General features: G+C 72.8%; 19 protein-coding genes. 8 read left to right on the top strand and 11 right to left on the bottom strand.

What is annotated here, in order from left to right; genetic code table 11:
* The first annotated feature begins 96 nt into the window (after window positions 1-96).
* From ACQUST_RS04055 to ACQUST_RS04045, 3 genes are all read left to right on the top strand, one after another.
* A complete protein-coding gene (locus ACQUST_RS04055; RefSeq protein WP_435125235.1) occupies window positions 97-1,257 on the top strand; it encodes an acyl-CoA dehydrogenase family protein in 1,161 nt (386 codons plus the stop codon).
* 90 nt (window positions 1,258-1,347) lie between these two features.
* Complete coding sequence (locus tag ACQUST_RS04050) at window positions 1,348-1,707, top strand: hypothetical protein (RefSeq protein ID WP_435125232.1); 360 nt, start codon at window positions 1,348-1,350, stop codon at window positions 1,705-1,707.
* Entirely contained in the window at window positions 1,708-3,288 is a 1,581-nt protein-coding gene (locus ACQUST_RS04045) for a methyl-accepting chemotaxis protein (protein ID WP_435125229.1), read from the top strand.
* Window positions 3,289-3,354: 66 nt separating this feature from the next.
* Here ACQUST_RS04045 and ACQUST_RS04040 read toward each other — a convergent pair whose 3' ends face one another.
* A complete protein-coding gene (locus ACQUST_RS04040; RefSeq protein WP_435125228.1) occupies window positions 3,355-4,776 on the bottom strand; it encodes an MFS transporter in 1,422 nt (473 codons plus the stop codon).
* 62 nt (window positions 4,777-4,838) lie between these two features.
* Here ACQUST_RS04040 and ACQUST_RS04035 point away from each other — a divergent pair, with 62 nt between their 5' ends.
* Window positions 4,839-5,252: a ribbon-helix-helix domain-containing protein gene (locus ACQUST_RS04035; RefSeq protein ID WP_435125226.1), complete on the top strand. Its 414-nt coding sequence runs from the start codon at window positions 4,839-4,841 to the stop codon at window positions 5,250-5,252.
* A 225-nt stretch (window positions 5,253-5,477) separates the two neighbouring features.
* On the opposite strand, the gene ACQUST_RS04030 is transcribed toward ACQUST_RS04035, so the two are convergent.
* Genes ACQUST_RS04030 through ACQUST_RS04020 form a run of 3 tightly spaced genes read right to left on the bottom strand, consistent with a single transcriptional unit; the run spans window position 5,478 to window position 8,592 of the window.
* Window positions 5,478-6,659: an ABC transporter permease gene (locus tag ACQUST_RS04030; protein ID WP_435125223.1), complete on the bottom strand. Its 1,182-nt coding sequence runs from the start codon at window positions 6,657-6,659 to the stop codon at window positions 5,478-5,480.
* Window positions 6,656-7,435 carry an ABC transporter ATP-binding protein gene (locus ACQUST_RS04025; protein WP_435125220.1) on the bottom strand — a complete coding sequence of 260 codons (780 nt, stop codon included), beginning with the start codon at window positions 7,433-7,435 and terminating at the stop codon, window positions 6,656-6,658. Before ACQUST_RS04025 ends, ACQUST_RS04030 begins: the two co-directional genes overlap by 4 nt.
* A complete protein-coding gene (locus ACQUST_RS04020; RefSeq protein ID WP_435125218.1) occupies window positions 7,432-8,592 on the bottom strand; it encodes a hypothetical protein in 1,161 nt (386 codons plus the stop codon). The genes ACQUST_RS04025 and ACQUST_RS04020 overlap by 4 nt, the downstream gene beginning before the upstream one ends.
* A 109-nt stretch (window positions 8,593-8,701) precedes the next feature.
* On the opposite strand from ACQUST_RS04020, the gene ACQUST_RS04015 reads away from it, so the two are divergent.
* Window positions 8,702-10,144, top strand: a complete 1,443-nt coding sequence (locus tag ACQUST_RS04015; RefSeq protein ID WP_435125216.1) for an FAD-dependent oxidoreductase — start codon at window positions 8,702-8,704, stop codon at window positions 10,142-10,144.
* Between the two features lie 111 nt (window positions 10,145-10,255).
* Window positions 10,256-11,986 (top strand): DNA mismatch repair protein, encoded by a 1,731-nt coding sequence (locus ACQUST_RS04010; protein ID WP_435125213.1) that lies wholly within the window; start codon window positions 10,256-10,258, stop codon window positions 11,984-11,986.
* 230 nt (window positions 11,987-12,216) lie between these two features.
* Here the strand turns inward: ACQUST_RS04010 and ACQUST_RS04005 are convergent, their stop codons facing one another.
* The 4 genes from ACQUST_RS04005 to ACQUST_RS03990 form a co-directional block, all read right to left on the bottom strand.
* A complete protein-coding gene (locus ACQUST_RS04005; protein ID WP_435125211.1) occupies window positions 12,217-13,062 on the bottom strand; it encodes a DUF2797 domain-containing protein in 846 nt (281 codons plus the stop codon).
* Between the two features lie 72 nt (window positions 13,063-13,134).
* A complete protein-coding gene (locus tag ACQUST_RS04000; RefSeq protein ID WP_435125209.1) occupies window positions 13,135-13,314 on the bottom strand; it encodes an FmdB family zinc ribbon protein in 180 nt (59 codons plus the stop codon).
* A gap of 115 nt (window positions 13,315-13,429) precedes the next feature.
* Entirely contained in the window at window positions 13,430-14,359 is a 930-nt protein-coding gene (locus ACQUST_RS03995; protein ID WP_435125206.1) for an NAD-dependent epimerase/dehydratase family protein, read from the bottom strand.
* A gap of 80 nt (window positions 14,360-14,439) precedes the next feature.
* Window positions 14,440-15,387, bottom strand: coding sequence for a 1,4-dihydroxy-2-naphthoyl-CoA synthase (locus ACQUST_RS03990; protein WP_435125203.1), 948 nt, complete (start codon window positions 15,385-15,387; stop codon window positions 14,440-14,442).
* A 136-nt stretch (window positions 15,388-15,523) separates the two neighbouring features.
* Between ACQUST_RS03990 and ACQUST_RS03985 the strand changes: the two genes are divergently transcribed.
* Window positions 15,524-15,973, top strand: coding sequence for a hypothetical protein (locus tag ACQUST_RS03985; RefSeq protein ID WP_435125200.1), 450 nt, complete (start codon window positions 15,524-15,526; stop codon window positions 15,971-15,973).
* A 1-nt stretch (window position 15,974) separates the two neighbouring features.
* Here the strand turns inward: ACQUST_RS03985 and ACQUST_RS03980 are convergent, their stop codons facing one another.
* Window positions 15,975-16,721, bottom strand: coding sequence for a CPBP family glutamic-type intramembrane protease (locus tag ACQUST_RS03980; RefSeq protein ID WP_435125198.1), 747 nt, complete (start codon window positions 16,719-16,721; stop codon window positions 15,975-15,977).
* A gap of 152 nt (window positions 16,722-16,873) precedes the next feature.
* Complete coding sequence (locus ACQUST_RS03975; protein ID WP_435125196.1) at window positions 16,874-18,214, bottom strand: GTPase; 1,341 nt, start codon at window positions 18,212-18,214, stop codon at window positions 16,874-16,876.
* 133 nt (window positions 18,215-18,347) lie between these two features.
* Here ACQUST_RS03975 and ACQUST_RS03970 point away from each other — a divergent pair, with 133 nt between their 5' ends.
* Window positions 18,348-19,667 (top strand): PQQ-binding-like beta-propeller repeat protein, encoded by a 1,320-nt coding sequence (locus tag ACQUST_RS03970; protein ID WP_435125193.1) that lies wholly within the window; start codon window positions 18,348-18,350, stop codon window positions 19,665-19,667.
* Between the two features lie 21 nt (window positions 19,668-19,688).
* On the opposite strand, the gene menD is transcribed toward ACQUST_RS03970, so the two are convergent.
* Window positions 19,689-21,461 (bottom strand): 2-succinyl-5-enolpyruvyl-6-hydroxy-3-cyclohexene-1-carboxylic-acid synthase, encoded by a 1,773-nt coding sequence (menD, locus tag ACQUST_RS03965; RefSeq protein WP_435125191.1) that lies wholly within the window; start codon window positions 21,459-21,461, stop codon window positions 19,689-19,691.
* Between the last annotated feature and the right edge of the window lie 54 nt (window positions 21,462-21,515).

Here is a 21,515-nt window from a genome sequence, read left to right as displayed (position 1 = left end):
CGACGAGACCGGCTCGGCGGTGACGCCGCGATAAACGGCTCGCCCGGGGGGAGGGGTTTCACGAGCGTTATAGGCCGCCGGAGCGAACCGTGGGGTATGAGCGCAGACCTCGGACTGCTCGACGAGTCGGTCGTCCCGGAGCACGCACTGGACGTGAAGCGACGCGCCCGCGAGTTCGCCGACGAGCACATCGCGCCGGTCGCGGAGGAGCACTTCCGGTCGGGGACGTACCCGTGGGAGGTGCTGGAGGCCGGTCAGGAGGCCGGGCTGGTCGCCCAGGACATCCCGGAGGAGTACGGCGGCAGCGGCTTCACGCTCCAGGAGATGCTGGCGATGGCCGAGGAGTTCTACCGCGCCGACGCCGGCATCGGCCTGACGCTGATGCTGGCGTCGTTCGGCAACGAACTGGTCTACAAGTACGGCACCGACGAGCAGGCCGAACAGTACGTCCGGCCGGTCGCGGAGGGCGACCAGCTCTCCGGGCTGGCGGTGTCCGAGCCGCAGACCGGCTCCGACCTCGCCGGGATGACGACGGCCGCGGAGAAGGTGGAGGGCGGCTACGAGCTCACCGGCGAGAAGTACTGGGTCGGCAACGCCGTCGAGGCCGACTGGCTCACCGTCTACGCGAAGACCGGCGACGGCGAGGACCGCTACGGGAACTACTCGCTGTTCATCGTCGAGACCGACAGCGAGGGGTACGAGGCCGAGCACATCCCGGAGAAGATGGGGATGCGCGCCTCCAAGCAGGGCCACATCGTCTTCGAGGACTGCTTCGTCCCCGAGGAGAACCTCGTCGGCGCCGAAGGCGGCGGGTTCTACGCGCTCGCGGACTTCTTCAATCACGGCCGCGTCGTCGTCGGCGGTCACGGCCTCGGGCTGGCCGCCGCCGCCATCGAGGAGGCGTGGGAGTTCGTCCACGACCGCGAGGCGTTCGCGCGCAACGTCTCCGAGTTCCAGTCCGTCCAGCACGATCTCGCCGACGTGCGCACCGAGTTCGAGGCCGCGCGGGCGCTGAACTGGCGCGCCGCCGACAAGGTCGCCGACAACGACGACGCCGGGCTGTGGGCCGCGATGGCGAAGCTGAAGTCCACCGAAACCGCCGTCGACTGCGCGGAGCGCGGCATGCAGCTGCACGGCGGCCGCTCCATCCTCTCGGACCGCCGCATCGCCCGCGTCTACCGCGACGTCCGCATCCCGGTCATCTACGAGGGCGCCAGCGAGATTCAGCGGAACCTCATCTACCGCCAGTCGAACTGACAGCGAGCCGCCGTTTCAGGCGCTCTCTCCGCGAATCACGGTTGATACGCGAGCCGTTTCCGTTATATCCGTCGTCGGCGCCGCGACGCCATGGCACTCGAATTCGGGGCGTTAGACGCGAAGGAACTGGTACTGGTGGTGGTCGCGATACTGGGGCTGCTGCCGGTCGTCACGCAGCGAACCGAGCGGTCGGGGCTGTTCACGCTCGGCTACGTCCTGCTGTGTTTCGGCGCCGTCGTCACGAACCTCGAACACGTCGTGCTCGGCGACGTGCTCGGACAACTCGAACACGCCGTCGGCGTCGCCGGCGCGGGCGTCGTGTTCGCGTACGCCGCCTACCGCCGACGCGGACACATTCTGCGCGGAGACGAACAGTCGGTCGGCGACGACGCAGCAGCCGGTGACGGCGCCGGCGTCGCGGGCGGCGTCGACGCCGAGGAGGTGGCGTGAATGGTTGACCTCTCGGTCGCGTTCGACCTCGTCGGCTTCGTCGGGTTCGTCGTCGCCGGCGGCTACGCCGCGCTGAACTACCGCGACGCCGAGGTGGAGTCGGGGTTCTGGGCGAACTACCTGCTCGCCGCCGGCCTCGGCGCCGCCTGGACCGGCGTCGTGCTCGCCGAACACGCCGGGTTCGGCGGCGCCGTCCTGGACACGGTGAGCGTGTCGCTGCTCACGGCGACCGTCGCGGCGTTCGCGGTCGGAAGTTCCGGGACGCTGTCGGTCGTCGACGACTCGAAGGCCGCCCGCGCCGACGCGGAGCGGGAGGCCGCCCGCGCCCGCGCCGCGACCAGCGACGCCGAGGCGGCGCGCACCGAGGCCGAGCGGGCGCAGGCGCGGACCGCGTCGCTGAACGACGCCATCGAGTCGAAGGCGGCGGCGTTCGGGTCGTCGATGCAGGCCGCCGCCGACGGCGACCTGACGGTCCGGCTCGACGACGGCGGTGAGAGCGAGGCGCTCTCGGACATCGCGCGGTCGTTCAACGAGATGCTCGACGACATCGAGGCGCTCGTCCTCGACGCGGAGACCGCCGCCGCGCGCGTCTCGGACGCCTCGGAGGAGGTCGTCGCCGGCGCCGAGCAGATTCGGACGGTGAGCGAAGGCGTCAGCGACGACGTCGAGTCGGTGTCCGCCGAAACCGTCAGGCAGGGCGACCGGCTCCGGGAGGCCGCAAACGAGATGAGTCAGCTGTCCGCGACCGTCGAGGAGGTCGCGTCGTCCGCCGAGGAGGTGGCGGCCGTCTCCAGTCAGGCCGCCGAGTCCGGCGAGGAAGGCAGCGGCTACGCGGAGGCGGCGCTCGCGGAGATGGACGCCGTCGAGCAGCGCGCGACCCGCGCCGTCGAGCAGGTCGAACAGCTCGAACGAGAGGTCGCCGAGGTCGGCGAAATCGTCGACGTCATCTCCGGCATCGCCGGCGAGACGAACCTGCTCGCGCTGAACGCCTCCATCGAGGCGGCGCGGGCGGACGCCTCCGGCGACGGGTTCGCGGTCGTCGCGGACGAAATCAAGGCGCTCGCCGGCGAGGCGTCGGTCGCCGCCGGCGACATCGAGGGGCTCGTCACCGACATCCAGACCGCCACGGACCGGACCGCCGAGAACATGCGCGAGACCGGCGAGCAGGTCCGGGAGGGCCGCGACACCGTCGACGAGGCGCTCGGCGCGCTCGAAACCGTCGGCGACCGCATCGACGCCGCCGACGACGGCGTCCAGGAGATAAACCACGCGACCGACTCGCAGGCCGCCTCGACCGAGGAGGTCGTCGCGATGGTCAAGCAGGCCGCCGAGTCCGGCGAGGCCGCCGCGGACACCGCCGACGGCGTCGCCGCGGCCGCCGAGGAGGCGGCGGCGTCGACCGCCCAGATTTCCGACCGCGCCGAGGGGCTCGCCGACCTCTCGACGGCGCTCTCCGGGCAGCTCTCCCGGTTCGAAACCGGCAGCGGCGGCGACGTCGACGGCGACCGCATCACCGCCGACGCGGACCCAGGTGCGGACCGAGCGGCCGTCGCGGACGGCGGCCGAAACGGCACCCAGTAGCGCCGCGCCCCGGCCCGTCCCGATCCGGCTCGCTCCGCCGTCCCGGCCCGCTCCGCCGCCGGGTCGTCACGACTCCGTCGCGTCGCCGAACGCCCCGTTTTCCCGCGGCGTCACCGACCGCTCGAACAGCAGCAGCGCCGCGGCGACGCCGAGACACACCACGACGAGGACGCCCCACCAGGCCGTCGAGAGGCCGTAGTCGAAAAAGAGGCCGCCGAAGAACGAGCCGAGGCCGATGCCGACGCGCTTGGCCATCTCCAGCACCGACAACTGGGTGCCGCGTTCCGCGTCGGTGCCGAGCGACGACATCAGCGATGAGGCGAGCGGCGAGTGCAGGATTTCGCCGACGGTGCGGAACACGAGGTGGCCGCCGACGAGCGCGACGCCGACCGCGACGGGGCCGACGCCGACGTCGGCCGCCCACGCGACCACCATCGAGACGGCCCAGAAGGCGGCGGAGAGCGCGAGCCCGCGGGTGCGGCGCCACACGGCGACGGCGTCGACGAGCGGAATCTGGAGCAGCACGATGGTGAGCGGATTCAGCACGTACAGCGTCCCGAGCTGCGCCGCGGTCAGCCCGAGCCCCTCCTTCGCCACGATGGGGACCGTCGTCTGCATCTGCGCGTACATGACGGCGATGCCGAGGTTGATGGCGGCGAGCGCGAGCACCCGCGGCTGGGTCGCGGCCGCCCACCACCGCGCCAGCGACGCCCCGGACTCGGCCGACGAGTCGACGTCGGCGTCAGCCTCCTCGTCGCCGCCGACGTCGCTGCGTGGGACGTACAGCAGCAGGACGACGGCGACGACGGCGGAGGTGGCGCCGTCGAGCAGGAACACGGAGACGCTGGCGAGCGAGTAGAGGACGCCGCCGGCGACGAACCCGGCGCCGAAGCCGACGTTGTTCGTGAACTTGAGGAGGGCGTAGCCGCGGTCGCGCGCCTCCGCGTCGGTGAGGTCGGCGGTCATCGCGGACGACGCCGGGGTGTACAGGCCGGCGACGAAGCCGGAGGCGACGCAGACGCCGACGAACGCGACGCCGACGCGGGAGACGCCGGCGGCGGCAGCGACCCCCGGCGGCACCGCGGCGGCGAGCGCGGGGACGAACGCGAACGACGCGAGCGCGACGGCGGACAGCGCCATCGACGACACCATCACGGGCTTGCGGCCGACGCTGTCGGCGAGGTAGCCGCCGACGGCGGTGCCGGCGGCGGTGGTGACGCTGCGCGCGCCGAGGCCGAGGCCGACGACGGCGAGCGCGATGCCGACCTGGAGGTGGAAGTGGACAGTCGCGAACGGGTAGACCAGCCCGGAGCCGAAGACGTTGATGAGTTGGCCGACCGCGACGACGTAGACGGCGCGGTCGAAGCCGCGGACGGCGTCGAGCGACGGACGCTTCACGCCGACGGCTTCGGGGACGCCGCACGTGAACCGCCCGGTTCCGGCGAGCGCGTCGCCGACGGGCCGCCGACGGGCGCGTCGTCCCGGCACTTTCACCGACCCCGAAGACTTGATATCCTTCGAGCGGAATCTTCACCGAAGGAGCACATCTCATGGCAAAGGACACGGTTCGCTACCCGGACGCGGTGGTCGAGGAGATCGACCGGCTCGTCGACGACGGCGTCTTCGAGAGCAAGTCCGAGTTCTACCGGTTCTCCGCGGAGTACGTCCTGGCGCTCGTCGACGACGACTGGGAGCCGGAGACGTTCAACTACGCTGACCTCCGCGAGGAACTCGACCTCGACGAGGAGCCGGTGCTCATCGGCGCCGACGGCGGCCGTGACTTCCTGAGCGCCGTCATCACGGTGCGGCAGTACGGCCTCCGGAACGACTTCGCGGAGGCCGAGCAGTTCATCGACGAGAACTACGACCCGACCGACCGCCCCGGCATGATTCTCGAAGAACTCCTCCGCGGCTACCGCGAACGCGGCGGCGGCAGCGGACAGCCCGCACCCGACGGCTACTGAACCGCCGAGAACCGGACCGGCGACGCGGCGCCGACCGGCTCTTCGTCCGGCAGTGTCGACGCTCGACTCCCGGGTCGCGTCCGCGACGACCCGGACACGAGGCGAGGGGTGGAACTGAAATCGGCGACCGAAAACCGCGCGGCGACGAGCGACCGCCGCGTCGGCGTCGACATCGACATCGGCGCCGGCATCGACGCCGTTGACTGGCCGACGTCGGTGTCGGCGTCAGCCGCGGAGCGCCTCCACCGGCCGTTCGTTCGCGGCTTTCCACGCCGGGTAGATGCCGGCGACGATGCTCGCGAGGACGCCGAAGACGACGCCGCCGACGATGTACGGGACGCCGCCGGCGGCCGCGGCGAGCGGGTCGCCGAGCAGCACGTCGTTGATGAGCAGCACGGCGGCGAACGCGAGCGCCGCGCCGAGCGCCGACCCGATGATGCCGAGCAGCGCCGCCTCCGCGAGCATGACGCGGAGGATGTCGAGTTTCTCGTAGCCGACGGCGCGCAGCACCCCGATCTCCTCGCGGCGCTCGATGGCGGACATCAGCATCACGTTCGCGATGGAGACGCCGGCGACGACGAGCGAGATGGCGCCGATGCCGACGAGGAAGAGGTTGATGAGCCGGAACGCCTCGTCGATCTGCTGGGCGACCTGGCCGCGCTCGAACACGGCGATTCGTTCGCGGCGGCCGTTGAACGCCTCCCGGATGCGTTCTGCGGTCGCGTTCGCCTCGCGGACGTCGTCGGTGCGGACGACGACCTGCATGTAGATGTCGTCGGCGAACACGCCGGGCGGCAGCACGATGGCCTGGTTCGGGCGGGCGACCGACGCCTGCCCCTCGTCTTCGAGGACGGCGGCGACGCGGTACGTCTCGTCGATGGTCCGCGTCTCGCCGTTCCGCGTGACGGTGCGCCGCACCGTCACCTTGTTTCCGGGTTCGAGGTCGTACTGGTCGGCGAGCGTCTGCCCGACGAGCGCGCCGTTCCGCCAGTTCCCGGGGACGTTGCCTTCGGCGACCGTGTACAGCCGCTTCGGGTTGCTGACGCCGTACAGCGTCACGCTTCCGGACGTCTCGCCGCGCTGGACCACCTGGCCGCTCCCCTGCTGCAGCGGGATTATCTCCGCTGTGCCGGTGACGCGGTCGATGGTGGCGACGTCGGCCTCCGTGATGACCGCCGGCTCTTTGTCCTCTCCGGGGTACACCTGGAGGTCGGAGCCGATGGTGCCGATGGTCTGCAGCTGCGACTGCTTGAACGCGACGCCGCCGGCACCGATGGCGCCGATGGCGACGACGCCGATGACGATGGCGGCGATGGCGAGCGCCGACCGCGTCCGGGCGCGCGTGAGGTTCCGGCGCGCGATGAGCAGCCGCGGGAACTTCCCCCAGAGCCGCTCTCGGAGCTTCATCCGGTCACCACCTCGCCGTCCTCGCGGACGGTGCCGTCGATGAGGTTGACGACGCGGTCGGCGAACTCCGCGACGTAGTCGTCGTGCGTGACGGTGACGACGGCGACGCCCTCGTCGGTGATACGCTCGAACTCCTCGAGGATCTGGTCGCCGGTGTCGCGGTCGAGGTTCCCGGTCGGCTCGTCTGCGAGCAGCAGCTCCGGCTCGTTCACGAGCGACCGCGCGATGGCGACCCGCTGCTTCTGGCCGCCGGAGAGCTCGTCCGGGTAGTGGCTGACGCGCTCGCCGAGCCCGACCCGTTCGAGCAGGTCGCGGGCGGTCTCGCGGGTCTGCTTCGGCGTCCGGTCGAGCAGCCGCGGAATCTCGACGTTCTCCAGCGCGGTCAGCGTCGGAATCAGGTAGAAGCTCTGGAACACGAAGCCGATGACCTCCTTCCGGCGCCGGGTGCGCTCGCGGTCGGTGAACGTCTCGACGTCGGTGCCGTGGAGCGTGACGACGCCATCGCTCGGCACGTCGAGCAGCCCGAGGATGTTGAGCAGCGTCGACTTCCCGGAGCCGGACGGGCCGACGATGGCGACGAACTCGCCGGGGTCGACGCGGAAGTCGATGCCGCGGAGCGCCCGGACGGTTTCGCCGCCGGTCTCGTACTCCTTGACGACGTCGTCGCCGGCGATGACCGGGTCGACGTCGCCGGCCGAGCCGCCGTCGGTTCCGCCGGCCGAGTCGCCGTCGGAACTACCGGTCGAACCGGTGGCCGAGCCGCTGTCGGGTGTCATCGGCGGAGCCAGAGCACCACCGCGGCGAGCGCGACGACCGCGAGGCCGACGAGCGCCGGCAGCGTCGGGAACGAGCCGCCGGAGTCCGCGGGCTCGGGGGTCGCGAGCGCCTCCTGACCGACCTGTATCTCCGTCGTGTACGACTGCTGGACGCCGTCGACGACGTACTCGACGCGAATCGGGACCGTCGTCCGGTCGCCGGTGAGCTTCGCGTTCAGGTCGAACGAGACGAAGTCGCTGCCGTCGACGGTGCCGACGAAGTAGTCCGGCTGCGGCTGGGCGGCGGTGACGCCGTCGGCGTTCTGGACGCTGACGACGACGCTGCTCACCTGGTCGCCGCCGAGGTTCGCGGCGCTGCCGGAGATGGCGAGGACGTCGCCGTTCCGGACGACGTTGACGCCGGTGAGCCGGATGCGGCCGGGGTTCTGCGGCGCCGTGAAGTCGCCGTTGAACGTCTCGGTGACGGTGCGGCGGTTCCCGCTCTCGGAGTACCGGAGCGTCACGGTCACCGGGTAGCGGCCGGTGGCGACCGCTTTCGCCGGGAACGAGAACGTCGCGGCGCTCTCGGCGGCGAGCACCGCCCGGACGCGGTTCGTCGCGCCGAAGGTGACGTTCGACGCCTGCGTCGACACGGTGAGGTCGAGCTGGCTGAGCTGGACGTCGAGGCCGTTCGCGACGGTGACGTTCACGGAGCGTTCGGCGCCCGCGACGGCCTCCTCGACTGACAGTTCGAGCTGCGGGCTCGGCCGGTACACCGTGACGGACACCGGTTCGACGATTCGTCGTCGGTCGCCGTCCGCTTCCAGCAGCGTGATATGTGCGTACAGTCGGTGCGTCCCGGTTTCGTTCAGCGTCGGCTCGATGGAGAGCTCCGCGGTGTTGCCGGGCGCGACGCGCTCGGAGACGTCTTTCGTCTCCACCTCTTCGGAGGAGCTGTTCCGCCCCTCCAGGATTTCGAGGTCGGTGACGGTGTAGGCGTTCGCGCTTCCCTCCGCGTTCGAGACGGTGACGTTGAGGGTGAACGGCTCTTCGGGGACCGGTTCCTCGTTCGGTTTGTCGACCGTGACGACGACGAAGCCGTCGGCGGCGACGGGGGCCGCGACGCCGGCGAGCAGCACCAGCGACGCGAGAAGGACGTGGGTTGCAGTGCGGGGCATGAAGCTCAGATGTCCGAGGTTCCTCCGCCGGTAAATCGGTACCGGAATTGAACGACCGTTCATTCAGGGCTGGCGGGGGCTTATTATGCCGGCCGCCGACGGGGAACGCATGACCGACCCGTTCGTCGTCATCGGCGGCGACGCCGCCGGCCTCTCGGCGGCCTCGAAGTTCGTCCGCGAGACCGACGCAGACCGCGACGTCGTCGTGTTCGAGCGCGGCCGCTGGGTGTCGTACTCCCACTGCGGCATGCCATACTACGTGAAAGGCGACGTCGACGACCTGCTCCGGCTCACGTCGCTGACGCCGACCGAAATCCGCGACCGCGGCATCGACCTGCGGCGCGAACGCGAGGTCGTCGGCGTCGACACCGCGGCGCGGACCGTGACGGTCCGCGGGCCGAACGGCGAGTTCGACCAGCCGTACGGCGACCTGCTGTTCGGCACCGGCGCCCGCGCGACCGCGCCGATTCCGGGGGCGGACCTCGACGGCGCGTTCACGCTGCACCACATGGACGCCGCGGCCGCGCTCCGCGCGTTCCTCGAACCGCCCGGCGCCGTCGACCCGGAGACCGTCGGGAACGACTACACGGACGCGTCGCTCGTCCGGCGATACGCCGACCGCGACCCGCCCGAGCGCGCCGCGGTGGTCGGCGGCGGCTACGTCGGCGTCGAAACCGCGGAGGCGCTCGCCGCCCACGGCGTCGACGTCCACCTGTTCCAGCGCGGCCCGCACGTCCTGCCGGCGTTCGGCGACGCCGTCGCCGACCGCGTCGAGACCCACCTCCGCGAGCAGGGCGTCACGCTCCACCTCGGCACGCCGGTCGAACGGCTCAGCGGCGACGACGGGGCGCTGTCGGCGGTCAGCCACGGCGGCGGGGCGCTCCCGGTCGAACTCGCGGTCGTCGGCGTCGGCGTCGAGCCGAACAGCGGCCTCGCGGCGGACGCCGGCGTCGACCTCGGGGCGGGCGGCGCCGTCGCCGTCGACGACTACGGCCGGACGTCCGCGCCGTCGGTGTACGCCGCCGGGGACTGCGCCGAGGCGCGCCACGCCGTCACCGGCGAGTCGACGTGGGTGCCGCTCGGCCTCACCGCGAACCGGGCGGGCCGCGCCGTCGGCGCGACCGTCGCCGGCGACCCGACCCCGGTCGGCGACGTCGTCGGCACCGCGGTCGTCAAGGCGTTCGACGTGGAGTGCGGCCGCGCCGGCGTCGTCGACCACGACGAGGCGCGCGACGCCGGCTTCGACCCGGTGAGCGAAACCGTCACCGCCGGCTCCCGGTCGGGCTACTACCCCGGCGGCGACGACACCACCGTGACGCTGACGGCCGATCGCGACACCGGCCGGCTGCTCGGCGGCGCCATCGCCGGCGAGGACCGCGCCGCCATCCGCATCGACACCGTCTCGACGGCGCTCGAAGCCGGGATGACCGTCGGCGAGGTCGAACGGCTCGACCTCGCGTACGCGCCGCCGTTCTCGCCGGTCTGGGACCCGGTTCTGGTCGCCGCGAAAGTCCTGAACGGCGCCCTCGACGGCGCCCTCGACGGCGACTGAGACGGCGACAGCGGTAGCGACACCGACAGCGACGGTCGCGGCGGCAGCGTCTGAACGTCAGGTCGCCGATGCATCGGTAGCGACTAAGGGGTCGGCGCCACAGGGGCGGGTATGCGACTGGAGGACTACTGGGGCGTCGGCCCGAAGACCGCCGAGACGCTCCGCGAGGCGGTCGGGGAGGCGGCGGCCGTCGCGGCCATCGAGTCCGCCGACGTCCGGGCGCTCGCGGACGCCGGGGTGCCGCGCGGCCGCGCCGTCCGGGTGCTCCGCCGGGCGAACGGCGCGGCCGGGATGGACCTGTTCGGGACCGGCGACGCCCGGGACGTGTACGACCGGCTGTTGACGCTCGCGAGCGAGTACGCCGTCACGGAGCACGCCTCGGACCGCGTCCGGGTGCTCACGCCGCTGACGAACCCCGACGACCGCGAGTCGCGGCTCGACGACGTGCTGCAGGCGCGCGACGCCTGGGCGGGGCTGGACGAGTCCGCGCGCGAGGACGTGCTCGCGGCGTTCGACGCCTACGACGAGGCGGGCGGCACGGACCGGGCGGCGGTGTCGTGCGCGCTGGCGCTTCGGGACGCCGGGCTGACCGGCGGGACGTTCGCGGCGCTCGACGACGTGGACGACGCGGCGCTGCGGGACGCGGAGGCCGCGCTCGAGTACCTCGACGCCGACGGCGACGTCGCCGCCGGCGCCGACGAGACGCTCGACCGGCTGCGGGAGAACCGCGACGCCGCCCAGAGCCTCGCGGACTCCGCGTTCGACGTCATCGAGACGGTCCGCGAGCGCGGCGTCCGCGACGCCGACGCGTTCCAGTCGGCGGTCGTCGAGTACGTCGCCAGCGAGACAGACCTGACGCGCGGCCGCGTCGAGTCCGCGGCGCCGTCGGACGCCGTCGACACCGCGGACTTCGTGTCGGCGACGCTGCGCGGCCTCGCGGACTCGCTCGCCGACGAGGTCGCGGCGCGCGAAGCCGAGGTGCGCGAGGAGCTGGAGGCGGACGTGGAGGCCGCCGGCGACGACGTCGACGCGGCGGTGCTCGCGGTCAGCGACATCGCCTTCGAGCTGTCGCTCGGTCGGTTCGCCGCCGAGTACGGCCTGACGCGACCCGGCCACGCGGAGGACGGCGTCGCCGTCGAGGGCGCCCGGAACCTGTTCCTCGGCGACGACGTCCAGCCGGTGACGTACGCCGTCGGCGACCACGGCCTGGACGTCGAGGCGCCGAGCGGCGACCGCGTCGCGGTGCTGACCGGCGCGAACTCCGGCGGGAAGACGACGCTGCTGGAGACGCTGTGTCAGGTGGTCGTGCTCGCGTCGATGGGGCTGCCGGTGCCGGCCGCCGCGGCCGAAGTCGGGACGTTCGACACCGTCGTCTTCCACCGGCGGCACGCGTCGTTCAACGCCGGCGTCCTCGAGTCCACGCTGAAGTCCATCGTCCCGCCGCTCTCCGGCGAGGGCCGGACGCTGATGCTCGTCGACGAGTTCGAGGCCATCACGGAGCCCGGTCGGGCCGCCGACCTGCTGAACGGCCTCGTCGAGCTCACCGTGGACCGCGGCGCGCTCGGCGCGTACGTCACGCACCTCGCGGACGACCTGTCGCCGCTGCCGGACGTCGCCCGCGTCGACGGCATCTTCGCGGAGGGGCTGACCGGCGACCTCGAACTGAAGGTGGACTACCAGCCGCGGTTCGGCACCGTCGGGAAGTCGACGCCGGAGTTCATCGTCTCCCGGCTCGTCGCGAACGCCTCCGACCGCACCGAGCGGCAGGGGTTCGAGCGGCTCGCCGCGGCCGTCGGCGAGGAAGCCGTCCAGCGCACGCTCTCGGACGCCGACTGGAACTGAGCCGACGCGGCCCCTCCGGGAGCCGTCTGCGCCGTCGTCTCGCTCATCGGACTGTTCAGCGTCGGCTGGTTCTTCGTCGCGCCGACGCTGCTGCTCGTCGCGGCCGCGGCGCTGCTCACCGTCGATGCGCGTCGAGCCGCGGAGGAACGAGGAGCCGGCGCGTAGCCGCGCAGCGCCGCGGCGCCGACCACCTGGCTGCGGCGAGCGCCGCAGCGTCGACGTCCAGCGGGTCAGCCGAACGCGCCGAGGCTCGACTGGACGTCGCGTCCGGCGTCTCCGTCGTCGCCGACGCGGATTTCGTGGCCGACGAGGTCGCGCATGTCGACGGCGTAGGCGGTGCCCGCGTTCTCCAGCACGAGGATGCGGCCCTTGGTGCCGACGACGGTGCCGCTGGCGAGCGTCTCCGCGACCGGGCGGTCGTCGAGGCCGAGTCCGTAGTCGAAGCTGAACGTCTCGATGGGGTCGTAGTCGGCGAGGACGGCGTCCCAGGCGTCGTCGTCGACCGCGGCGGCGAGCCCGTCTATCTTCGTCGGGACGCGCACCCGGTCCGGGATGTGTTCGGCGATGCCGGCCTCGATTTCGCGGGCTACGCGGCCGTTCTCGACGGTCCGGACGTGCGCGGCGCGGTCGGCGCCCTGCTCGCGGAGCCGCGTGTCAAGCCGCCACTCCTTCGTCACGCCGACCTTCACGGTGTCCGGGGCGAACGCGGCGAGGTAGACGGCGTGGTCGTCGAAGCAGTCCATCTCGTCTTTCAGGCACGTCCCGGTGCAGCGCGCGCACACCCACGTCGACCGGTGGTCGCGGCAGTACGGCGCCGCGGCGGCGTCACAGCCGACGTGGCTACCGTCGTGTATCGTGCCGGCGCAGTGCCGGTCGCCGAGCGTCCAGTCGAGGCTGTCGCCCGGCTCCAGCGCGACGCGGTCGACGCCGACCGAAGCGGAGCCGTCCGCGTCGTCGGCGCCCGCCGCGTCACCGCCGCTAGCGTCGCCGTCTGCGGAGTCCGCCGCGTCGGGGGCGGCGTCGCTGTCGGTGACGTACAGCGCGCCGTCCGGCGTCTCGTACCCGACGATTTGCACGTCCCTCCGTAGCGCCCCGTCCGCTAAAGGCGTGTCTATGCGGGGCGAACCGGGCCGAGCGCGGCGGCGCCGTCACCCCGCCGCGTCCCGGAGGTTCATCGAGCCGCACTCCGGGCACCGGACCCGGACCATCCGGGTCTTCGGGCGCTCGAACTCCGTGTCGCAGTCGACACAGCGGTACCGGAAGGTGTCCTCCGCCACCCCCGACTCGCCGCCGACCACCGCCTTGGCGACCGCTTCGACGATCCCCATGTTGACGCGGGGCTAGGCGTTCGTTCCTATGTGAATCTTCGGCTGAGGCCGACGCGCGCGAGACGCGGAGACGACGGCCGTCCGACGCACGTCGCCGGCGGCCGCATCGGCGGCGTCAGGCGAGTTCGTCGAGGAGGTCGCGGACGCCGCGGCGAATCGCGTCGTCGCTCGACGCCGGCGGCTCCCAGCCGAGCGCGGAGAGCTTCTCGACGGAGAGCCGCATCTTCGGGACGTCGCCGGTCCACCCGCGGTCGCCGCCGGTGTACTCGTACGTCGGGTCCAGCCCCATCTCGTCGGCGACGATGTCGGCGATGCGGTTCACGGACGTCGTCGTCCGCGACCCGAGGTTGTACGTGTTCAGGTCGCGCTCCGCGTGTTCGACGACGTGGCGGATGGCGTCGACGCAGTCGGTCACGTGCAGATACGACTTCTCCTGCCGGCCGTTCCCGAGGATTTCGAGCGTCTCCGGGTCCGCCTGCAGCTTCTGGATGAAGTCCGGGACGACGTTCCCGCGCTGGTACGGCCCGACGATGTTCGCGAACCGGAACACCCACGCCGTGAACCCGTAGCTGTGCGCGTACGTCGAAAGCAGCGCCTCGTCCGCGAGCTTCGACGAGCCGTAGATGCTGATGGGCTCCAGCGGTGCGTAGTCCTCCGGCGTCGGCCGCGGCGCCTCGCCGTACACCGTCGACGACGACGTGAACGCGACGTTCGTGACGCCGACCTCGTCCATCCGTTCGAGGACGTTGTACGTCATCTCCGAGTTCTCCTCGAACAGCCGCCGGTCGTCGTCGAAGTTCGTGTCGGTGTACGCCGCGAGGTGGAACACGACGTCGAGGTCGCCCGTGACCGCCGCCGCCACGTCGCCCTCGTCGGTCATGTCCGCCTCGACGAACTCGACGTCGTCGGGCAGCCGACCCGGGTCGCCCTTCGAGCAGTCGTCGGCGACCCGGACGTCGTTGTCCGCCGCGAGCGACGACGCGAGGTGCGACCCGATGAGGCCCGCGCCCCCGGTCACCAGCACGGACTTCCCGGAGAGGTTCATGTCGGGAGGGAGGCGGACGGCGAAAAGTGTCTTCCGGTCCGGCGCGTCGCTGACGGCCCCCGGAGCCCTGCGGCGCCGCGTCAGTAGTGCCAGGGGTAGTCGGAGAAGTCCGGGTCGCGGCCGTCGAGGAAGGCGTCGCGGCCCTCGCGGGCCTCCGGCGTCATGTAGGCGAGCCGGGTTGCTTCGCCGGCGAACAGCTGCTGGCCGACCATGCCGTCGTCGGTCATGTTGAACGCGTACTTCAGCATCCGCATCGCCGTCGGCGACTTCGCGGTCATCTCGTCGGCCCACTCCAGCGCCACGTCCTCCAGGTCGTCGTGCGGCACCGCCTCGTTCGCCATCCCCATGTCGACCGCCTCCTCGGCGGAGTAGGTCTTCCCGCGGAAGAACACCTCCCGCGCCTTCTTCTGGCCGACCTGCTTGGCGAGGTAGGCGGAGCCGAAGCCGCCGTCGAAGCTCGCGACGTCCGGGTCGGTCTGCAGGAACTTGGCGTGCTCGTCGCTCGCCAGCGTCAGGTCGCAGACGACGTGCAGCGAGTGCCCGCCGCCGACCGCCCAGCCGGGGACGACCGCGACGACCGGCTTCGGCATGAACCGGATGAGTCGCTGTACCTCCAGGACGTGGAGCCTGCCGGCCTTCGCCTGCCGGACGAGTTCGTCCTCGCTCTCGTCGGCCTCGTCGCCGCCGCGGTACTCGTAGCCGGATTCGCCGCGCACCGACTGGTCGCCGCCGGCGCAGAACGCCCAGCCGCCGTCCTTCGGCGACGGCCCGTTCCCGGTGAGCAGCACGCAGCCGACGTCCGCCTGCTTCCGCGCGTCCTCCAGGGCGGCGTACAGTTCGTCGACGGTGCCGGGCCGGAACGCGTTCCGGACGGCCGGCCGGTCGAACGCGATGCGGACCGTCGCGGAGTCGACCGCGCGGTGGTACGTGACGTCGTCGAACGCGTCGCTGCCGTCCACCGGCTCCCAGCGCGCCGGGTCGAACAGCGCCGAAACCGAGTCGTCGCCGGTGCGGTCGTCGTCGCTCATACTGGATGGCGCGCCCGCCGACCGCAAAAAGAGTCCGTCTCGCCGCGCGCGGCCGCCGACCGCGAGGCGGGACCAGCGTGAACACCGCGAGCGCCGCCCTCCGGATTTACGCCGGTCGCGTGCGACGTCGGCGGTGATGACCGCGCCTGCCGTGTACGACCACGTCCGGCTGACCGACGAGGACCACCCCGACGGCACCTACCGCGTCGTCGGCGTCGACGAGGAGGCGGAGACAGCCGCGCTGCTCCGGGTCGCGGACGGTGAGGGCCGACGCGTCCACACCGGCGACGTCGTCGCGGTCGACGCCGCGGCGCTCGCCGACGCCGAACCGGCGGAGAACCCCGACGAGAACCGTCCGCTCGGCGACGTCCTGGCGTCACAGGTCACGATGCTGTACTGGTCGGCGCGGCTGTTCGGCGGGGAACTCGCGGCGCACCCCGCTGCCGCCGCGGCCGCCGGGGTGCTGCTCCTGGTCGGGCTGGCGAACGAGCGAGCGTCGGTGCTTCCCGAGGCCGCGGCCAGCGTCGTCGTCCTCGCGGGGGCGCTGGCGCTGGCGTCCGTCGGGAGCGGTCGGCTGTCGCGGTGACCTACGCCAGCAGGGCGGCGAGCGACGCCGGGACGTTCATGCAGACGTGCGCGACGGTGCTGCTCGCGGTGCCGTATCTCGCGCGGAGCAGACAGAGCACGGCCGACAGCAGCACCAGCGACGCCAGCCGCGTCCCGACGACGAGCGCGGAGGCGCCGAGCAGCACCGGCGCGTCGACGACGAGGTGCTTGAGCACGAACGCGACCGCGGTGACGGCAACCGCGGCGGCGACGCCGAGGCGTTCGGTCAGCGCCGTCTGGACGACGCCGCGCCACGCCAGTTCCTCTGCGACCGGGACGGCGACGCCGTTCACGGCCACGAACAGCGCGAGCGCCCACGTCGGCGCCCCGGTTCCGCCGGCACCGCCGCCGCCGAGTCCGGCCGACTGAGGTGCGCCGAGCGCCGCGACCAGCCCGGCGAGCGCGGCGAGGTACAGCGCGAAGAACAGGACGGTGCCGCCGACGCCGGCGACGAGCGGGCGCAGCGACACGTCGTAGTCCCAGTCGGCGCGGCCGACGCCCGCGGCCGCGCCGAGTTCGGTGACGACGAACGCGGCGACCGGGAGGAACAGCAGCGTCGCCGCCATGTCCGCGCCGAGGGCGGTGCCGAGCGGGTCGGCGAGGACGGCGGCGACGCCGTGTCTGAACGCGACTTCGAGCAGCACCCACGCCGCCACCGCGAGCGCGGCGGCGACGCCGTAGCTGCCGGACGATACGGGGAGCCAGTCTGGGGAGCGTGATTCGGACATGGTTGCTGGAGGGCCGTCTGTGCGGCATTATCGTCAAGCTCGCTTTCCGTAAAGTTCGCTTGACAGTAAAGCGTGTTTTACACACCGACTTAGTTCTGTCGGACGGGCAACTGGTGGAGCGGTGAGAGGCGGGCGGGGAGAGAGCGAGGCGGTCAGTCGTCGAGGCCGAGTTCGGCGGCGTGGTCGTCGACGAACCCGGCGAACGACCAGTCGTGCGGTTCGATGCGGTAGCGGACGCGGACGACCGGGACGTCGACGTCGACGATTCGGCCGAGGTCGTGCGGCGTCCCGGCGAGCACGACGTCGCAGTCGCAGTTCCGGATGGTGGCTTCGAGGTCGGCGCGCTGCTCGTCGGTGTACCCCATCGCGGGCAGCACCGGCCCGAGGTGGTCGTAGCGGTCGAACACGTCCGCGATGGAGCCGACGGCGGCGTCCCGCGGGTCGACGCGCTCGGCGGCGCCGAACTGCTCGGCGGCGACGCTGCCCGCGCCGAAGGCGGCGTCGCCGTGGGTGAGCGTCGGGCCGTCCTCCACCACCAGCACGCGGGCGTCCGCGACCCGGTCTTGGTCGTCGACGGTGACGACGGAGTCCGCGTGCAGCACGTCGGCGGCGGGGTTCGCCTCGCGGACCGCCGACGCGACGGCGTCGACGTCGTCGGGGTCGGCGCTGTTCTCCTTGTTCAGCAGGACGGCGTCCGCGAGCCTGAGGTTCGTCTCGCCGGGGTGGTAGCCGGTTTCGGCGCCGGGGCGGAGCGGGTCGGCGAGCACGAGGTGGACGTCCGGCCGGACGAACGGGAGTTCGTTGTTGCCACCGTCCCACACCAGCACGTCGGCCTCGGCGGCCGCCTGCTCGACGACGGCCTCGTAGTCGACGCCGGCGTAGACGACGTGGCCGCGGTCGACGTGCTGTTCGTACTCCTCGCGCTCTTCGATGGTGACGCCGGCCTCGTCGAGGTCGGTGCGCGTCTCGAACCGCTGGACGCGGCGCTCGACGAGGTCGCCGTACGGCATCGGCTCGCGGACCACGACGGGTGTGACGCCGCGGGAGTCGAGTTCGGCGGCGAGCGCCCGCGACGCCTGCGACTTCCCGCAGCCGGTGCGGACGGCGTCGACGGCGAGCACCGGGACGTCAGCGGACAGCATCACGGCGTCCGGGCCGAGCAGCCGGAAGTCGGCGCCGGCCGCCATCGCCCGCGAGGCGACGTGCATGACGTGTTCGTGGCTGACGTCGGAGTAGGAGAACAGCACCTCGTCGACGTCGCGGTCGCGGACCAGCCGTTCGAGGTCGGCCTCCGGCTCGACGGGGATGCCGTCCGGGTAGCCGTCGCCGGCGAGCGCCGCCGGGTAGCGCCGGAAGCCGCCGTCGGCCTCGCCGAGGTTCTGTCCGGGCGCGCGGGTGAACGCCACGACCTCGGCGTCTTCCCGGCCGCGGAAGGCGACGTTGAAGTCGTGGAAGTCCCGGCCCGCGGCGCCCGCGATGACGACTCGTTTCACACCGGACTGTGCGACGGCGCCCGGAAAACACCGACGGCCGCACGGCCTGCCGCCGACGGCACCGCCTGTCGCAGCCGTCCAGTGGGCGGCCCACAAAGCACATACCCCGGAGCGGCGGTGGTGGAACCGACTCATGGTTTCCCGCAGACGCGCCCTCCAGCTCGCCGGCGCCGGCTTCGTCGCGCTCGCCGGCTGCGCCGACGGCGGCGGCGAGACGCCGAACCCGACCGACGCCGACACCCCGACTGAGACGCCCCCGGCGACGTCGTCGACGCCGACGAGCGAGACGCCCGACGCCGCCGGCGTCGAACTCACCGGCGCGGCGGCGACGTGGACGCGGTCGTTCGACGGGACCCTCAGGACCGACCCGGCGGTCGTCGCCGACCGCGTCGCCGTCGTCGTCGACACCACCGTGTACGGCCTCGACGCGGCGTCCGGGGAGACGCGGTGGACGTTCGAGTCGCCGGTGACGGTCGACGCCGAGTACGGCCGGCCGACGGCGTCGCTGCAAGTCCACGACGGGACGCTGTACGCGCTGGTCGGCGTCAGCGTCGGCACCGGCGCGCACGACTACGTGCTGCACGCGCTGACGCCGGGCGGCGACGAGCGCTGGCGGTACGAGTCGCCGCTCCGGAAGTTCCACCAGGTCGCCGGGTTCGGCGACGGCGCGGCGGTGATTCCGACCCACGACGACGCCATCGGCGGCGGCCGCGAGGAGACGACGTTCGCCGTGAACCTCCACAACGGGACGCGGCGGTGGCGCGCCGACACCGGCGACGGCATGGACGGCGCGGTCGGGCGGCGCTACGCCGCGGTGGAGACGTACGGCGCCGTCGACTGCCTCGGGCTGGCGGGCGGCACCCACCGGTTCCGGTACTCGCCGGACGGCGACGCCGACATCGGCGCGAGCGCGGTCGGAAGCGGCCGGCTGTTCGTCGGCCTCCAGCCGTTCGCGCAGAACGCGGACGGGCCGTCGCTGGTCGCGCTCGACGCCGCGTCCGGCGACGAGCAGTGGTCGCTTCGGGACGCGACGGTGTCGTCGCTGCGCACCCCGGACGACCTCTACGTCGGCGGCGACGCCGTGCTCCGGCTGTCGCCCGACGGCACCGAGCGGTGGCGGTACGACCGCGGCGGCCTCCTCACCGGCGTCCCGTTCGACGACGAGGCGCTGTACACGAACGCCGACGCCAGCGTCGTCGCCGTCGACCGCGGCAGCGGCGACGAACTGTGGAGCGCCGACACGTCGGACGTCGCGCTCCCGCGCGCCCGCGGCGGCGACGCCGTCGTCTCCAGCGACGGCGGGGCGCGGACCGTGTACGCCCACGGCGTCAGCGACGGGGACGAGCGCTGGCGCGCGACGCTCAGCGGCGAGTACCCGCCGACGCCGGCCGCCGACGCCGACGGCGCGTACCTCGCGACCGCCGGCGGCGAACTCCTCAAGGTGCCGTTCTGAGCGACCGCTCTCGGCCGCCCGCTACTCGTCGCTCCGGAGGCGCTCTGCGACGTCGGCGGCGACGCGGTCGCGGACGGCGTGGCTCCGCTCGGCGTCGCTGTCGACCTCGATGACCTGCGTGCCGTCGCTGCCGACGGCGTCGCGGTACAGGTCGCGGAAGCCGTCGCGGTCGGCGGCGTCGACGCGGGCGAACTCGAGGTCGTACAGCGCCTCGGTCGCCGCGAAGTCGAGGTCGTGCGGCGTCTTGAACTGCTGGGTGAACGGCGGGTCGAACCGCTCGATGGGGAGCATGTGGAAGATACCGCCGCCGTCGTTGTTGACGCAGACGACGGTGGCGTCGACGTCGCAGCGGCCGAGCGCGAGCAGCCCGTTCATGTCGTGGTAGTACGCGAGGTCGCCGGTGACGAGCGTCAGGTCGTCCGTCGTCGCGGAGCCGGCGCCGAGCGCCGTCGACGTGATGCCGTCGATGCCGGAGGCGCCGCGGTTCCCGAGCACCGTGAGGCTCTTCGCGCGCGGCCTCGCGAACCGGTCGGCGTCCCGAACCGGCATCGAGTTCGACACGAACACGGTCGCCGGCTCCGGCGCCAGTTCCGCGACGTCGGCGAGCACGCGCCCCTCGAACGGCTCGTCGCCGGCGACGGCGTCGTCGACGGCGTCCCAGTGCGTCCGCTCGGCGGCCTCCCAGCGGTCGCGCCACGCCGACGACGACGGCCCGGTGATGCGGCGCGCGACGGTGGCGGCGAGCCGCGACGGGTCGGCGACGACGAGGTCGGTGGCGGCGAACTCGGCCTCCCGCCAGCCGGCCGCCGGGTCGACGACGAACTGCCGGGCGTCCGTGTCGGCGAGGTAGCGCCGCAGCGGCTTCGACGTCGGCGACGCGCCGATTCGCAGCACGACCTCCGGGTCCGGCCACGACGCCGGGGCGCCGTCCGCGAGGAAGCCGTCGTAGCCGCCGAGCACCGGCGCGACCCGCGTCGACGAACTGAATCTGAGCCCGGAGAGCGGGTCGGCGAGCACCGGGAAGCCGGTCGCGTGCGCCAGCGCCGTCATCGCCTCCGGGTCCGGGCCGGGCGGGTCCGCGGGGCCGGCGACGACGAGGCCGCGTTCGGCTTCCAGCGCCGTCGCCAGTTTCTCGACGTCGCGGTCGTCCGGGACGGCGTGGCCGCGCGTCGTTGACACGTAGGCGCCGTCGCGGCCGCGCGCCGCCGACTCCGGGAGGTCAGCCGGGACGTCGCCGTCGACGTGAACCGGCTCCAGCGGCTTCCGGAACGGGACGTTCAGGTGGACCGGGCCGGCCGGCGTCCCCTCGGCGCGCGCGACGGCCTGCGCCGCGGTCGTGCGGAGCGACCGGAGTTTCCGCGGCGTCGCCTCCGGCTCCGGGAGGTCCTTGTACCAGCGGGTGGCGTCGCCGTACAGCTTCTCCTGGTCGACGGTCTGGTTCGCGCCGGAGTCGCGCAGCTCCGGCGGCCGGTCGGCGGTCAGCGCGAGTAGCGGGACGCGGCCCTCGTCGGCTTCGACGACCGCGGGGTGGTAGTTCGCGGCGGCGGTGCCGGAGGTGCAGACGAGCGGCGTCACCTCGCCGGTGCGGCGCGCCCGGCCGAGCGCGAAGTACGCCGCCGAGCGCTCGTCGAGGTGCGAGAACACCCGGACGTCGTCGTGTTCGGCGGCGGCGACGGTGAGCGGCGTGGAGCGCGACCCCGGGGAGACGCAGACGGCGTCGACGCCGGCGGCCGCGAGTTCGTCGACGAGCGCGCGCGCCCACAGCGCGTTGCGGTTCGGCGCAGCAGCAGTCATGACGCCCGGTTCGTCGGCGGACGCAAAGAGGACGGCGGAACGCGGCGCGGTGGC

This window comes from Halobaculum sp. D14 (assembly GCF_051195135.1).
Classification (GTDB): Archaea; Halobacteriota; Halobacteria; order Halobacteriales; family Haloferacaceae; genus JBNTKA01.
This window is presented reverse-complemented; position numbering and strand designations above follow the sequence as displayed.

Excerpts from the sequence above, each read along its gene's own strand:
- ACQUST_RS03985 (WP_435125200.1), top strand. The coding sequence starts at position 15,524 with ATGACCGCGCCTGCCGTGTACGACCACGTCCGGCTGACCGACGAGGAC.
- ACQUST_RS03995 (WP_435125206.1), bottom strand. The coding sequence starts at position 14,359 with ATGAACCTCTCCGGGAAGTCCGTGCTGGTGACCGGGGGCGCGGGCCTC.
- ACQUST_RS04010 (WP_435125213.1), top strand. The coding sequence starts at position 10,256 with ATGCGACTGGAGGACTACTGGGGCGTCGGCCCGAAGACCGCCGAGACG.
- ACQUST_RS04050 (WP_435125232.1), top strand. The coding sequence starts at position 1,348 with ATGGCACTCGAATTCGGGGCGTTAGACGCGAAGGAACTGGTACTGGTG.
- ACQUST_RS04035 (WP_435125226.1), top strand. The coding sequence starts at position 4,839 with ATGGCAAAGGACACGGTTCGCTACCCGGACGCGGTGGTCGAGGAGATC.
- ACQUST_RS04000 (WP_435125209.1), bottom strand. The coding sequence starts at position 13,314 with ATGGGGATCGTCGAAGCGGTCGCCAAGGCGGTGGTCGGCGGCGAGTCG.
- menD (WP_435125191.1), bottom strand. The coding sequence starts at position 21,461 with ATGACTGCTGCTGCGCCGAACCGCAACGCGCTGTGGGCGCGCGCGCTC.
- ACQUST_RS04020 (WP_435125218.1), bottom strand. The coding sequence starts at position 8,592 with ATGCCCCGCACTGCAACCCACGTCCTTCTCGCGTCGCTGGTGCTGCTC.
- ACQUST_RS03970 (WP_435125193.1), top strand. The coding sequence starts at position 18,348 with ATGGTTTCCCGCAGACGCGCCCTCCAGCTCGCCGGCGCCGGCTTCGTC.
- ACQUST_RS04045 (WP_435125229.1), top strand. The coding sequence starts at position 1,708 with ATGGTTGACCTCTCGGTCGCGTTCGACCTCGTCGGCTTCGTCGGGTTC.
- ACQUST_RS04015 (WP_435125216.1), top strand. The coding sequence starts at position 8,702 with ATGACCGACCCGTTCGTCGTCATCGGCGGCGACGCCGCCGGCCTCTCG.
- ACQUST_RS04055 (WP_435125235.1), top strand. The coding sequence starts at position 97 with ATGAGCGCAGACCTCGGACTGCTCGACGAGTCGGTCGTCCCGGAGCAC.
- ACQUST_RS04025 (WP_435125220.1), bottom strand. The coding sequence starts at position 7,435 with ATGACACCCGACAGCGGCTCGGCCACCGGTTCGACCGGTAGTTCCGAC.
- ACQUST_RS03990 (WP_435125203.1), bottom strand. The coding sequence starts at position 15,387 with ATGAGCGACGACGACCGCACCGGCGACGACTCGGTTTCGGCGCTGTTC.
- ACQUST_RS04030 (WP_435125223.1), bottom strand. The coding sequence starts at position 6,659 with ATGAAGCTCCGAGAGCGGCTCTGGGGGAAGTTCCCGCGGCTGCTCATC.
- ACQUST_RS03980 (WP_435125198.1), bottom strand. The coding sequence starts at position 16,721 with ATGTCCGAATCACGCTCCCCAGACTGGCTCCCCGTATCGTCCGGCAGC.